The sequence below is a fragment of the Streptomyces sp. NPDC092045 genome, from assembly GCF_044756005.1.
In the GTDB taxonomy this organism is placed as follows: Bacteria; Actinomycetota; Actinomycetes; order Streptomycetales; family Streptomycetaceae; genus Streptomyces.
In genome coordinates, this window is record NZ_JBIVSC010000019.1 from 58585 (window position 1) to 71473 (window position 12889).

Here is a 12889-nt window from a genome sequence, read left to right on the forward strand (position 1 = left end):
TGCGGCGACCCGGCGGACCCGATCAGGCGCACCAACTCGGGTTATGAAGGTGCCGTGGCCGACTGCCTGTCAGGGCTCGGCGCCTCGATGTGAGTGGTAAGTACATCTAAGGGCTGTCCCGTAACTGGGCGGTGCCCCGGAAGGGGACTGTGTCGTGGCTGGTGACAGGATTGAAGGGTGCTGATCAAGGGATACGACGTCGGCCCGTTGGTGGCGGGCGAGTCACTGCCGGCCCGCCCGGGTTTCTGGTCGAACTACCTTGTGCAGCGACGGTGGGTGTGCCGAGCGCCCCGGTCCGGAGTGGTTCGGTGAGGACGGCGCCAATACCGATGCCTTGTCCGAGGTCCTCTTCGATCCCGAACGCTGGCCAGCGTTTAGGCTGCCGACAGAAGACGGCCCCGGAGCCGTGGTGATCTACCGCAACCTGGATGGCGACTACGGCACCGACTACCTCCTCCCCCATCCAGGCAGAAGCCACGTCGAGCAGATCGCCAGCTGGGACGGAGACTTCTCGGGCACCGGTCTGACATGGCACGAACTGATCAGGATCGCTGACAGCCCGTCTCCTGCGACCGAAGGCGTTCAGGACACAGCCACCCGCTTCCTGCTGCTGCTCCCCCTCCTCACCGATCCAGACGTCCCGGAAACAGCACTGGCAAGGCTCGTCGCTGCCCTGGTCGTAGTCGGCGCGCCTCAAGACACCGTCTCAACCACGGCCGAGCACCTGCTGGCCCACCTCACGAAGAGATCCCGGCACGACCCCACGTGGGCGTCTCCGCTGAGCGGCAGCTGAGAGGCGGGGCGGTCTCCAGTCACCCCATGGAACGATCTTGATGTGGCTGGAGTGATCACGGCGTCAGAGCCGTCTTGGATAGCCCCGTTCTCCGGGCTCAGCCCCCGCGCCTTCGGGAAGCTGGTGACGGTTCTGCGACGTGAGGGTGCGGACGCGGTCCGCAAAGGCCGGCCGTGGGGCCTTCCACTGGAGGACCGTGCTCTGCTGGTCACGGCGTACTAGCGAACGAACCTCACGATGCGGCAGCTCGCGCCGCTGTTCGGGGTGTCCAAGTCGGCAGCGGACCGAATCATCGGCCACCTCGGGCCAATGCTCGCCCTCCAGCCCCGCAAGCAGTTCGCCAAGGACGCTGTGCTCATCGTGGACGGCACCCTGGTTCCCACCCGGGACCACACCATCGCGGAGCGGTCGAAGAACTATCGGTACTCCACCAACCACCAGGTCGTCATCGACGCCAACACCCGCCTGGTCCTCGTGGTCGGTCGGCCGCTGGCCGGGAACCGGAACGACTGCAACGCATGGGAGGAATCCGGCGCCAAGGCCGCCGTCGGCAAGACCACCACGATCGCCGACGGCGGCTACCCGGCACCGGACTCGTCATCCCGCACCGCCGACGGCGCGGCCAGAGCGAACTCCCGTCCCGGAAAGAGGAACACAACAAGTCCCACAAACAGATCCGCGCCCGCGTCGAGCACGTCTTCGCCCGCATGAAGACCTGGAAGATCCTGCGTGACTGTCGCCTCAAGGGCGACGGCGTCCACCACGCCATGCTCGGCATCGCCCGGATGTACAACCTCGCCCTCGTCGGATAGGCAAGCGGGCCGCACGGCGGCCCCCTCCCTCAGCGGCTCCGAGATCATTTACGGGACAGCCCTTAGGACTGGAATCAGAATGAGGTCTCGAGGCTCGGGAATGACGACATGTCAGTTCTCGTTGATGTGGCCCGGAGGGGGTGGTTGTGACCGAGACTCGTGGTGGGCGCAAGCCGTGGGAGGTTGACGATGGGCTGTGGGAGCGTATCGAGCCGCTGTTGCCGGTGATTGAGCGGCGCTTCCGCTACGGGGCGTCGTCGGCTCGATGACCGGCGGGTTCTGTGCGGCATCCTGTTCGTGCTCTACACCGGCGTCCCCTGGCGCTACCTTCCGCAGGAACTCGGCTTCGGCTCCGGGATGACCTGCTGGAGGCGACTGCGGAAGTGGAACGAGGCCGGGGTCTGGCAGCGCCTGCACGAGATGCTGCTGGCCGGGCTGCGGGCGGCCGGCGTACTGGATCTGTCCCGGGCGTCGGTCGACTCAAGCCATCTGCGGGCGATGAAAGGTGGTGCGGCCACCGGCCCGTCTCCGGTGGACCGGGGCAAGACCGGCAGCAAGCACCACGTGATCGTCGACGCCCACGGCATCCCGTTGGCCGTCACGCTGACTGGCGGCAACCGCAACGACGTGAACCAGCTGATCCCAATGATCCGAGCTGTCCCGCCGATCCGAGGCAAACGCGGCCAGCCGCTGCGCCGCCCGAAGCACCTCTCGCCGACCGTGGCTACGACCACGAGAGCTACCGCGATCAGGTCCGACGGTTCAAAACCACCCCGCACATCGGCCGACGCGGCACCGAACACGGCTCCGGACTCGGCGCCCACCGCTGGGTCGTGGAAGGCGCCATCGCACTACTGCACTGGTTCCGCCGGCTACGCCTCCGCTGGGAGGTCCGCGACGACATCCACCGTGCCTTTATCGCACTCGGTTGTGCCGTCATCTGCTGGCGACGGCTGAGGACCGCGCTCTGATTCCAGGCCAACGTAAGGTGGCGACCCATGGCGCGAACTCGCGCCGAGTACAAGGAGGCGGAATGCTCGCTGGCTCGTCGGTGCTGGCGGCCGGAAGACGTCATTCTGTCGGACGGCGCTGGGATGGAACCGTTGTCGCCGCGGGCGATACCGCAGCCGGTGAATGTCATGTCGAGCGATGGGAAGACGTCGTCGCGGTGGCAGCTGGCAACGTCCATACCGCGACGAACACGGGCAGGTCTCATACGGTGGGACTCCGGTCGGACGGCACGGTGCTGGCAACGGGGTGGAATGGTGATGGGCAATGTGATGTCGCCGGATGGCGAGGCGTCACGGCCGTGGCCGCAGGTTGGCGCCGCACGCTCGGGTTACTCGCGAATGGCCGCGTGCTAGCAGTTGGCCGGAGTTCAGAAGGGCAGTGCGACGTGCAGTCCTGGCGCGAGATGGTCGTCCTCTCGTGTGGTGACTGGCACTCGGTCGGCGTCCGGTCCGACGGATCTGCACTGGCCACGGGGAACAACCGACGACGGCAGTGTGCCGTTGAAAGGTGGCGTGACCTGGCCGCCATTTCGGCCGGGTATCTCCATACCGTCGGCCTCAGAACTGACGGGCGGGCAGTAGCGACCGGCGACCGGGCAACCGGGGCGTGCGAGGTCGATGAGTGGGAAGACGTGGTGGCGCTGAGTGCGGGCAGTTACCACACCGTTGGGGCCACTGCGTCCGGGCGGGTCCTCGCAGCGGGAGACAACAGCTACGGACAGTGCGAAGTCGGCGATTGGCGCGACATTGTCGCCGTGGCGGCTGGTTCGGCGCACACCCTTGGCCTGTGTGCCAACGGCACAGTCGTAACCGCTGGGACCAATACCGACAGACAGTGTGAAGTCGATGCCTGGTCCGGAATCCAGCTTCCATAAGCCTCCGGGCCGCGCCAACACTAACTGGCATGCCGTCACTTCCGAGCACAGAGACCTCATTCTGATTCCAGTCCCGGCTGCGCAGGACGAGGTGGTGGGGCGGGGGCTTTCCCGGCCGGGCGCCGCGCCAGTCGGCGTCAGGGATCTGCGCCCGGATCGTGTGGGTGAAGACGCCTAACTCGCGGGCGAGCGCGTAGGCGCTCTCCCCCGCCGCATACCGGCGGCGGACCTCCTCATCGACCAGCACCCGCCCAGCCCCAGCCCCAGTCCGGGAAAGGGACTGCGGGGTGCGGCCGCGGGAGCGGATCAGATCACCGGGGATCCTGCGCCGGATCGTGGAGGGATGCATCTCGTAGAGCCGGCCGAGCTCGGCCACGGTCGCGCCCTGCACGTACCGGGTGATGATCTCTTTCTGCGGCAGGAGCTCGCCCTGCTGGTCGACGGCGAGCCGGGCCGCTTCCTGCCTCGAACGCCGCCGGGACGGTTCGAGGCGGGCCACCACCGCCTCGACCGAGATCCCCAGCGTGGCCGCCACCCGCTGCTGCGGCGTCCCTGAATCGTAGAGACGCACGACCTGCGTCCTGAGCGCCTGCTCGTACGGCGTCTCCGCGCGGCTGCAGTGCCGCTGCTGCCGCATCCCGACGCTCTTGCACCGGTACATGGCGCCGCACGGTGCTCTTCGCCCCCCCAGCTCCCGTGCCACCACCGCGAGACTCGCGCCTTCGCGGTACCGGCGCCGGATCAACGCCGACAGCTCTTTCACATCCCGCACCACTGTGCCTCCTTCCCTCTGCGGGCCAACGAGGCGCTTCTGTGAAGAGTGCGTCGGCACGGTGCCGGCGGCTACGGGGGCGGCGCATCCTTGCGGAGGGTGGGTGACCACTGCGGTGACAGGCCACGCAACCAATACAGCAGGAGGGCGCATGTGTCGGCTCGCTGGCACATGAGGGGCGTACGAGTCGCTGTTATAGAGGGCCTGAGCCGCTGCGCTCTGTCGCGACCTCCTTGGACCGCTCGTCTAGTGCCCTCAGGAACGCGCCGAATCCGTGCGGTGCGCGTGGAGTGGTCCGTCCGGAGGTGGTGACGGGGCAGGCGTCTGTGCGCAGTACGCGGGTGTCGGGGGGCAGGGCGGCGACGAGGGCGTGGTCCTCTCCGTACGGCACGGTGGGGAAGCCGCCCGCCCGCAGATAGGTGTCCGCGCGGATGCCGAGGTTGGCCCCGTGCACGTGGGGGTGCGCCCAGCCGGGCCCGTCGCGGCCGGCGAAGTAGTGCGCGTCGTGCAGCGCCCGTACCGGCGGGGCGAGGGACGGATGGGGGCCGATACGGACGGTGCCGAGCAGGCATTGCCAGTCCCGGCGGGCGTGGTGCAGGTGATGGATGAGCCAGTCGGGCGGGACCCGGCAGTCGGCGTCGGTGGTGGCGATCCAGGTTTCCTCGGGGCGTGTCCCGCAGAGCTTCAGGGCTCGCGTCACGGCGGCGGCCCGGGCGGCACCGGCCATCCGGTGCGCGACCTCCACCACGTCCGCCCCGTGCCGGACCGCCGTGGCCGCGGTGGCGTCCGTGCAGGCGTCCGCCGCGACCACGACCGTGCACGGCGGGAACGCGGCGAGGCGCCGGGCGCGGTGGACCGAGCGAAGTGCTGCGGGAAGGTCCGCGGCCTCGTCGTGCGCCGGCACCGCCACGACCAGTGCGCTGATTCTGGCGGTCACACCAGGCCCTCAGCGGCGGCCGGCGAAGGCGGCGGGGTGCCGTCGGGCAGGGGACGGGTGTACGTGCCGAGGGTGAAATCGGGGTCGGCGAGGCCGGGCCCGGTGACGAGTCCGGGCACGGCCTCCAGGTACGGGCGCAGTTGCTCGCCGGTCAGCCGGTGCTCGGGCACCGGATGGTTCCAGTGCACGGTGACCAGCGAGCCTCCCGGCTCCAGAGAGGCGACGGTCTGGTCCAGAATCCTCTGCAGCCGGGTGTCGTCGAAGTAGTACAGCAGTTCGGACAGCACCACGAGGTCGAAGCGGCCGGTGGGCCACTGGTCCGGTACGACGAGGTGCTCGACGCTGACGTGCGGCTGGTCGCGGTTGCGCGCCGCCGCCGTCTGCACCGCCCGTTCCACCCGGTCCGCCGCCACCAGCTCGTCGCACCGTCCGGCCAGCATCCGGGTGAGCACTCCGGCGGAACAGCCTGGCTCGAAGGCGCGGCGGTAGCGGCGCCGGGGCAGTGCGGCCAGTGTCAGCGCGTACTTGCGCTGCTCGTACCAGCGGTTCGCCAGATCCCAGGGGTCGGAGGTGTCCGCGTACATGCGGGCGAAGTAGCTTTCCGGCGTGGAGGATCCCGTGTCGCGCACCGGCGGGCCCGCATCCTTCATGGGGTGTCTCCTTCGACGAAGACGGTTTCGAAGAGGCGCTGGTGGTGGTCGAGCTCGTCCGGTGGCAGCACCACACCCGGGTGGTCGGCGAGCGGCGCGATCTGCGTGCGGAAGCACCGCACGGCGGCCTTCTTGCGGTTCAGCAGTTCCGTGGTCAGCGGCAGGCGGCGCAGGCGGTCCCAGGGCACGCGGGTGTCACCGGGAGTGGCCCAGTGCCACATCCATACGGGGTACTGCCACAGGGGAACGGCCGCAGCGGCCGCGGCCGTCCTCGCGGCCCGGCCCGCCGCCTCGTGGTCGGCGTGCAGGTCGCCGCTCCACGGCGCCACGCACAGCCCGGCGCCCGTCTGTCGCACCAGCTGCTCCACCCGTGCGGCGACCAGGTCCTCCCCCTCGTCGACGCGCGTGTCCGCGATGCCCATCCGGTACCGGAAAGCAGGGTTGAGGCCGAGCACGTCCAGTGCTTCGGCCAGCTCCTCCCGTCGTACCCGGGCCAGTTCGGGCGGGGGCAGCACCCGGCTTCCGGGGTGGGAGCCCTCCCCGTCCGTCACTGTCAGCACGTGCACCTGTCGTCCCGCCGCCGCCAGCCGGCTCGCGGTCCCTCCGAACCCGAGGACCTCGTCGTCGGGATGGGCCGCCACGACGAGTACCGGCCCGTCGGGCAGTACCGCCTCGGACCGAGGTTCGCGCCCGGCCCACGCGATCCACACCTCCTCGGCGGTGCCCGCGGCGTCGATGGCATCGGCAGCCCGTTGCCGGTCGTCGGAGATCACAGGGGAAAGATCGGTGGCGGGCCGTTCAGACATCGGTCTCCTCCTTCGTGCCGGCCGTGTCCGCCGTCTCCTCCGCCACCAGACGGCCCAGCGCGGCGAGATCGCGTTCGGCATGGTGCTGGCGGATGTAGACGGTGAGGTCGGCGACCCGCTGGGCGTGCTCGGCGTCATGGCACAGCGGCCCGGCGCCGAGCGCCCGGCCGACCTCGTCCAGTACGCGCGCGCAGACGTCGGCGACCAGGGCGCGCACCCGGGCCGCACGCAACTGGGCGGGCGGACCGTCCTCCAGCGGCTCTGCGTCGATCGCGGCCGCGGCGGCGTCGAGCGCCCACTGCGCACTGTGCAGCAGGACGTCCACGGCGCCCAGGTGGGCCGCCGTCAGCGGGTCCGGAGCGCGATGACGTGCCGCTGCGAACAGCGCGTCGGCGACGCCCCGGGCGCCGCCCAGCCAGCACGCGGCGACCCCCACCCCGCCGTGGGCGAAGCCCGGGCGCCGCAGGTAGGCGTCCACACCCCCTATCGTCCGGGCCGGTACCGCGGTGAAGCGCACGTCCGGGGTGTCGCTCCCCGCCATGCCCACCGCGCGCCACGTGCCGGCGACCGGGGCGTACCCAGGGTGGCCGGTCGCGACGGCGAACAGCCGGTATCCGTCATCGGTGTCGGCGGTGACCAGCGCGTGCGTGCAGGTATGCGCACCGGAGCAGTACCCCTTCAGCCCATCGAGCAGCCAGCCGCCGTCTCCGTCCGGACGGGCACGCAAAGTGGTCCCGGGCGGTCGCGCCGCCCACACCCCCCAGCGTTCTCCCACGGCCGGTGCGGGTGCGCCGAGCTCGTGCAGGATGGCCGTGGCGTCCGCGTGCCCTTCTGCCAGCCGGGCGAGTGAGAGGTCTACCCGGCCCAACGACTGCAGCGCCGTGAATCGCTCCTGCGTCCTGCCCGAGCCGGGCAGCGGCAACCGCTCAGCCCCGTCCTCCACCCACCCGGCGAACCGCTCGGCGGCGACGCGCCCCGCCGTTTCGGCCGAATCCGGGATCGGGCTCGTGTTCTGGGATGTCAGAGAGGTCGCCATGATCTACGGGTACACCCGAAGTCCGTTCTCATGCATCGCGAACGCATCATCCTGATGGTCCGCTCGTGAGCTCTCGGCAGACGACCGGCCGTGCAGGACGGCCGACAGCACTTCTGTGGCGTCCGGAGCTGATCTGCAGCCGTTCGGATGCAATCCAGGACCTGAGCGAAGCCCTTACCGAGAACTTCGAGAAGATCAACGACTCCGGACGCGACGCCCAAGCGCCCCCCGGCGCCCGGTACGCCCGCCGCCTTCACCGCCCCCGAGGGCCCGGGCGCCCCTCTTCAGCCGGCGATACCCGCCCAGCGCGGCCCCGACCACGAAGGCCCCACCACCGGCTTCCCCTCCGCGCTCGCACCCGCGACATTCGTTCCGGCCGGTGTCCCCTTCGCAGGTCACCCTGCCTTTGAGGCTGTCGTGACGCGTGCGGCCGTGCACCAACTACAGGGAGAGGTAGTGGGGAGAGAGATGGCAGGGGTCTACCGGGAGCGGGCGGTACGCTGCGTCGAGAGCGCGGCTCGGGCGGGACCCGGGGCGACGGCTGGCAGCGCGCCGAGGAGGACGAACACCTACTCCGCCTCGCCACCTTGTACAGCACGCTGACGCTGCACCGGGCCGCGTACGTGTGCTGGGGCGGGCGGATCGAGGCCGCCCGGTGCCGGGTGCGGCTGATGGCCGAGGCCGGGCTGCTGCACCGGGACGTGGACGTGCGGTAGGCGCGGACGGTTCTGTGGCCGACCGGGCGCGGTGGGCCGATCGCCGGTACCGGCCTGGGTGCCCCGCAGCCGCCGGGCGAGCGGCTACTGCACCGCCTGGCCGTCGCCGACGCCGGTATCCGGCTGGAGGGCGAAGGCCGCCGGGTGCTCTCCGAGCGGGAGGTGTACGCCGCCGAAGTCGTGCCCGGCCGCGCGGCGGAGCTCCTGGCCGACCTCGGCGTGGACCAGGTCCTGTCCGGCGCCTGGCGCGGGGAGACGTTCGCCGTGCCCGTCGGCGCCCGTGCCGTGCACTGGCCCGACCTCGACTCTCTGAACAGACGGTGTCGCCTACTTGACGGCGGTGATCATGACCGTGAGGACGGCGGCGAGGACCGTCAGAGTCGCCCCGAATGTCTTCCCGAAGGCTGCTACGCAGCGGGACATCGACTCGCCGCCCCATCGGGTCACGGCGAAGGCCGCTCCGGCCGCCAGGATCGAGACGATCACCGCCAGGCTGATCACCATCATCAGCAGGGCGGTGTGAGTCGTGTTCACGAGCTCCTCCAGATCTTTCGACGCAAGCGGCGCTGTTCACGTCGCTGATTTCACGATCCACCCCTCACCTGCGTGAACAAAGCGGTTGGATGTTGTTGCGGTGACAACGCGGGGTTGTTCGGGAACTAACTCGTCGCAAGGGGATCAAGGGTGGGGACGGCGAAACGACCGGGGCGTCCATGGACGCCGGCACGCGGACCGAACCAGAAGGTCAACGACCTGGTGCAGCTCCTGCGAGGCTGGCTGGACACGTCAAGCATCTCGGTCAGTCGTCTCTACGGCCTCCTGACCGAGGAGCACTTCAACGGGCCGATCCCTACGCTCCGACGCCTTCGGGCTCAGCTCAACGGTGACGGCTTGACCTTGGAGCTGGCCGAGGCGGTCGCCGACATCTGTTTCCCCCGGGAGACCGGAGACGAGGCTGCCCGGCGGCTTGCCCTCATCAGAGACTTATGGACCGCCGGCTGCCTGGTCTCCTCGCAGTCTCCGTCTGACTCCGGGAACGACTTGGTCCGGGCTCAGCAGCGAACGATCGAGGCCCTTGAAGAGCTCAACCTCGTACGTCAGGCGTATGAGGTCAGTGAGCAGGCCCGGTTGCAGGCTCTCCAAGCGGCAACGCTGCTGGTCGCCCTGCTGGGGCAGACCCAGGCTCAGGTCGCGCAGCTGACCCGTCAGCTTGACGCCATCCGTGGCTCGACGAGCCCTCAGGCAGTCGAAGAGACACAGACGGCCTCCCGTCTTGTACGAGCCCAGAATCAGACTGAAGAACTCCGCGTGCAGCTTGCCAGGGCCGAGGCGGAGCGTGACCGGGCTCAGCAGGTGGCCGATCTCGCTGCACGCCAGATTGGCCAGCTGGAAGCGGAGCTGAACGAACTACGCCTAGCTGCTGCACAGGGAGGAGGGACCGCCGGAGGCACACTGCTCCTGCCGGACGAGAGGGCTACCGAGGATGACATCGCCCTCGACCGGGTCGACGCCACTCTCAGTAAAGTCCGCGTCATGCTCGATCGCGAGCATGACGCCGTCCAAAGCGCGGCCGAGGATGTCGGCTGGGTAGAAGCGGAGACACGAAGCAAGTCTCGGATCGTGGTAGGGGAAGCCACCAGCGACCGAAACCCTCCGGACGACGCGGAAGATTCTGCCGAGTTGTTCCGAACAACGTCGCACAACCCTTCCGCCAGCAAGGACGGCTCCGCGCCGCTTGCCTTGCCCGCGTACCCGAGTCCGAACATCATGAGCTTTGTCGGAGCCGCGACTCGGCGCGTCTCCCGCGGCATCGACCCGGACGAGATCGTGCTCGGCCTGTGCCGGGCGAGCGTGCCGACGTTCTCCGACGAGATCCTGGTCTACCTGCGCGATCCGCTGCCGGGGGGTGACGAACGCCCGGTGGCGCCGTTCGTGCTGCGGCTGCGCCGCACCGAGCGTATGAAGGCCTCGGAGATGCCGGGCGAGGAACATGCTCTCGTACCCGACTCCGACCCACCCTTGGCCTTCGAGCTGTCCGAGGTGCGGTCCGGAGGAGCGCTCGCCGAGGTGCTGCGCGGGGTGCGGCCGGTCTTCGGCGACTCCGCCGCCGCCCGGGAGGCGCTGGGCGAGCTGCTCGGCACCGACCACCCGCTGCCCGGCGGGCTGCGGGCGATACTGGCTCCGCTGCGCGGCCGGCGCCGGGTGATCGGCGCGGCCGTGTTCCTGCGCCGTCCGGAGCGGGCCGGCTTCGAGCCGAACGACCTCTTGGTAGTAGCGCAGCTGGCCACTCAAACCGCGATTGGCATCGACAAGGCCTCGCTGTACGACCAAGGGGCTGACCTCGTAGACGAGCTCCAGCGGACGATGCTGCCGGACTCGCTGCCGCAGCCGACCGGGGTCAGGCTGGCCTCGCGCTATCTGCCGGCAGGCAAGACGGTCCGAGTGGGCGGCGACTGGTACGACGCGATCCCGCTGCCCGGCAGCAGGGTCGCCCTGGTCGTGGGCGACGTCATGGGCCACTCCATGACCTCAGCGGGGACCATGGGCCAGTTGCGCACCACCCTGCAGACCCTGGCCGGGCTCGACCTGCCGCCGCAGGAGGTGCTGCACCACCTGGACGAGCAGGCGCAGCGGCTCGGCGAGAACCGGATGGCCACCTGCATGTACGCGGTGTACGACCCGGTCTCGCACCGGATCACGGTGGCGAACGCCGGCCATCCGCCGCCGATACTGCTCCATCTGGGCGGGCGCGCGGAGGTGCTGCGGGTGCCGCCGGGCGCGCCGATCGGGGTGGGCGGGGTGGACTTCGAGGCGGTCGAGCTGGACGCCCCGGCCGGCGCCACGCTGCTGCTGTACACCGACGGTCTGGTGGAGTCCCGGCTGCGGGACGTGTGGACGGGGATCGAGGAGCTGTGCGAGCGCTTGGAGGCGACCGCGCAGCTGACCGGTCCGGACCACTCGCCCCCGCTGGAGGCGCTCTGCGACGACGTCCTCGACATACTGGGTCCGGGCGACCGGGACGACGACATCGCGCTGCTCGCGGCCCGGTTCGACGGGATCGCACCGAGCGACGTGGCGCACTGGTTCCTGACCCCTGAGGACACAGCCCCAATGCGGGCCCGGCGGCTCGCCCGAGAGGCGCTGGCCCGCTGGGACCTGGAGGAGCTCACGGACTCGGTGGAGCTGCTGATCAGCGAGGTCGTGACGAACGCCGTGCGGTACGCGGAGCGGCCCGTGACCCTGCGGCTGCTCCGTACGGACGTGCTGCGCTGCGAGGTCGGCGACGACTCCCCGCAGCTGCCCCGGCAGCGGCGGGCGCGGGACACGGACGAGGGCGGGCGCGGCCTACTCGTGGTGAACCGGCTGGCCCGGCGCTGGGGGGCGACCCGGCTCTCGGGCGGCAAGGTGGTCTGGTTCGAACTGGGGCTACCTTCCAAACCCACCCGCCTGATCACGGAAGCGGGAGAGCACCTGGTCACATCAGCGAATCCAGATGATCAAGGCGATTAGAACCAGGGGTCGATCATCGAGACGGAAGGTCTGCCCTCGGCGAGTGAGCACGACCCCCGACCCCCGCCTAACCCTCGACGCCCGGCTCGCCGGAAGCTGCATACGCGCCGACGGCCAGCCCGTGGCCGGCCACGCCTGGGACGAGGACACCGTTTACTCGTACACCGCCGCCCGCGCAGAGTAGCTGGTCTACGCACCTGGGCAGGCGCCGTACGACCACCAATCCGGTCTCGGGGAACAACGGAACAGTCGTTAGCGCTAAGCGCTCCCGGGCCACCGAAGGCGAGTCACCGTATTCAGGCCGTGGGCGGTGAGGTGGCCGGCGAGCGCGGTGAGTTCGGCGGCGTCGCGGCCGAGCCGCTTCATCTCGTACACCGTGAAGATGACCCGGCAGTGCGGGGCGTGCGCCTTGACCTCCCGGGCCGTCCTCAGGCCTCCTCGAATCGGGGGCGGACTCGCACCCAGATCGCCCGGATTTATACCTGCTGCACCACGCCGTCGAGAGAACGCGGCCAAGGGATGGCGCCCTCGGGTACGGCCCGCGCGGCAGGCTGCGGGGGCACCGGGGCGAAGGCGGGAGGCAGCTCGGTGAGGACCGATGAGGGCGGGGCGGGCGCCTCGCATCCCTGATGCGGGTGGCCCGAGGCGCAGGCCTCGGCCGGATGGAAGGAGGGGCGGTCGTCCTGGTGCCGGTCAGGGCCGCCGTCGTCATGGGGGTGGCTGGTGCCGGACGTTGCCGAATGCAGGGGCAGCCCCGCCGCGGTGGTGCCGTGGGTGTGTGCGCGGTGGCGCTGTCGGCTCCGGCCGTGTGGGTGTAGAAGGGCGAGCAGCAGCGCGCCGAGCCACAGCAGGGGCAGCGGGCCCGCCGGGCGGCGAATCCGCGTGGTGCTGGATGCAGCCCGGGCCGTGAACACGCCGTAACCCTGTCCGGCTCTGCGGGCGGGTTGTCCGGCCCGCCCCTTGTTGATCACA

General features: G+C 70.1%; 11 protein-coding genes and 2 pseudogenes. 7 read left to right on the forward strand and 6 right to left on the reverse strand.

The genetic code is table 11. The features are described 5' to 3' along the window. Positions 1–334 precede the first annotated feature (334 nt). The 5 genes and pseudogenes from ACIQKA_RS29300 to ACIQKA_RS29320 all read left to right on the forward strand — a co-directional run bounded on the left by ACIQKA_RS29300 (position 335) and on the right by ACIQKA_RS29320 (position 4046). Positions 335–793 carry a hypothetical protein gene (locus ACIQKA_RS29300; RefSeq protein ID WP_402542903.1) on the forward strand — a complete coding sequence of 153 codons (459 nt, stop codon included), beginning with the start codon at positions 335–337 and terminating at the stop codon, positions 791–793. A 42-nt stretch (positions 794–835) separates the two neighbouring features. After that, a pseudogene (locus ACIQKA_RS29305) lies at positions 836–1605 on the forward strand (transposase). Positions 1606–1751: 146 nt separating this feature from the next. After that, positions 1752–2576 (forward strand): annotated as a pseudogene (locus ACIQKA_RS29310) (IS5 family transposase). Positions 2577–2638: 62 nt separating this feature from the next. Beyond that, a complete protein-coding gene (locus ACIQKA_RS29315) occupies positions 2639–3490 on the forward strand; it encodes an RCC1 domain-containing protein (RefSeq protein ID WP_402542904.1) in 852 nt (283 codons plus the stop codon). Between the two features lie 343 nt (positions 3491–3833). Continuing rightward, the gene (locus ACIQKA_RS29320) at positions 3834–4046 is read left to right on the forward strand and encodes a hypothetical protein (RefSeq protein ID WP_402542905.1); all 213 of its coding nucleotides are present in this window, start codon (positions 3834–3836) and stop codon (positions 4044–4046) included. Between the two features lie 409 nt (positions 4047–4455). Here ACIQKA_RS29320 and ACIQKA_RS29325 read toward each other — a convergent pair whose 3' ends face one another. The 4 genes from ACIQKA_RS29325 to ACIQKA_RS29340 are packed head-to-tail and all read right to left on the reverse strand — an operon-like array spanning position 4456 to position 7691. Then, the gene (locus tag ACIQKA_RS29325; RefSeq protein WP_391097216.1) at positions 4456–5199 is read right to left on the reverse strand and encodes a glycosyltransferase; all 744 of its coding nucleotides are present in this window, start codon (positions 5197–5199) and stop codon (positions 4456–4458) included. Then, on the reverse strand, positions 5196–5849 hold the full coding sequence (locus ACIQKA_RS29330; RefSeq protein ID WP_391097215.1) for an SAM-dependent methyltransferase: 654 nt from the start codon (positions 5847–5849) through the stop codon (positions 5196–5198). The genes ACIQKA_RS29325 and ACIQKA_RS29330 overlap by 4 nt, the downstream gene beginning before the upstream one ends. Next, complete coding sequence (locus ACIQKA_RS29335) at positions 5846–6655, reverse strand: PIG-L family deacetylase (protein ID WP_391097214.1); 810 nt, start codon at positions 6653–6655, stop codon at positions 5846–5848. The genes ACIQKA_RS29330 and ACIQKA_RS29335 overlap by 4 nt, the downstream gene beginning before the upstream one ends. Next, positions 6648–7691, reverse strand: a complete 1044-nt coding sequence (locus tag ACIQKA_RS29340; protein WP_402542906.1) for an acyl-CoA dehydrogenase — start codon at positions 7689–7691, stop codon at positions 6648–6650. Before ACIQKA_RS29340 ends, ACIQKA_RS29335 begins: the two co-directional genes overlap by 8 nt. A gap of 587 nt (positions 7692–8278) precedes the next feature. Here ACIQKA_RS29340 and ACIQKA_RS29345 point away from each other — a divergent pair. Further along, the gene (locus tag ACIQKA_RS29345; RefSeq protein WP_391097212.1) at positions 8279–8407 is read left to right on the forward strand and encodes a hypothetical protein; all 129 of its coding nucleotides are present in this window, start codon (positions 8279–8281) and stop codon (positions 8405–8407) included. An 84-nt stretch (positions 8408–8491) separates the two neighbouring features. Here ACIQKA_RS29345 and ACIQKA_RS29350 read toward each other — a convergent pair whose 3' ends face one another. Both ACIQKA_RS29350 and ACIQKA_RS29355 read right to left on the reverse strand, forming a co-directional pair. Further along, positions 8492–8698, reverse strand: coding sequence for a hypothetical protein (locus ACIQKA_RS29350; RefSeq protein WP_391097211.1), 207 nt, complete (start codon positions 8696–8698; stop codon positions 8492–8494). Between the two features lie 36 nt (positions 8699–8734). Beyond that, the gene (locus tag ACIQKA_RS29355) at positions 8735–8941 is read right to left on the reverse strand and encodes a hypothetical protein (protein WP_383159961.1); all 207 of its coding nucleotides are present in this window, start codon (positions 8939–8941) and stop codon (positions 8735–8737) included. A 999-nt stretch (positions 8942–9940) separates the two neighbouring features. On the opposite strand from ACIQKA_RS29355, the gene ACIQKA_RS29360 reads away from it, so the two are divergent. After that, entirely contained in the window at positions 9941–11917 is a 1977-nt protein-coding gene (locus tag ACIQKA_RS29360) for a SpoIIE family protein phosphatase (RefSeq protein ID WP_402542937.1), read from the forward strand. The last annotated feature ends 972 nt before the right edge of the window (positions 11918–12889 follow it).

Coding starts and splice junctions, on each gene's coding strand:
- ACIQKA_RS29320 (WP_402542905.1), top strand. CDS start 3,834: ATGCATCTCGTAGAGCCGGCCGAGCTCGGCCACGGTCGCGCCCTGCAC.
- ACIQKA_RS29315 (WP_402542904.1), top strand. CDS start 2,639: ATGCTCGCTGGCTCGTCGGTGCTGGCGGCCGGAAGACGTCATTCTGTC.
- ACIQKA_RS29340 (WP_402542906.1), bottom strand. CDS start 7,691: ATGGCGACCTCTCTGACATCCCAGAACACGAGCCCGATCCCGGATTCG.
- ACIQKA_RS29335 (WP_391097214.1), bottom strand. CDS start 6,655: ATGTCTGAACGGCCCGCCACCGATCTTTCCCCTGTGATCTCCGACGAC.
- ACIQKA_RS29360 (WP_402542937.1), top strand. CDS start 9,941: ATGCTCGATCGCGAGCATGACGCCGTCCAAAGCGCGGCCGAGGATGTC.
- ACIQKA_RS29330 (WP_391097215.1), bottom strand. CDS start 5,849: ATGAAGGATGCGGGCCCGCCGGTGCGCGACACGGGATCCTCCACGCCG.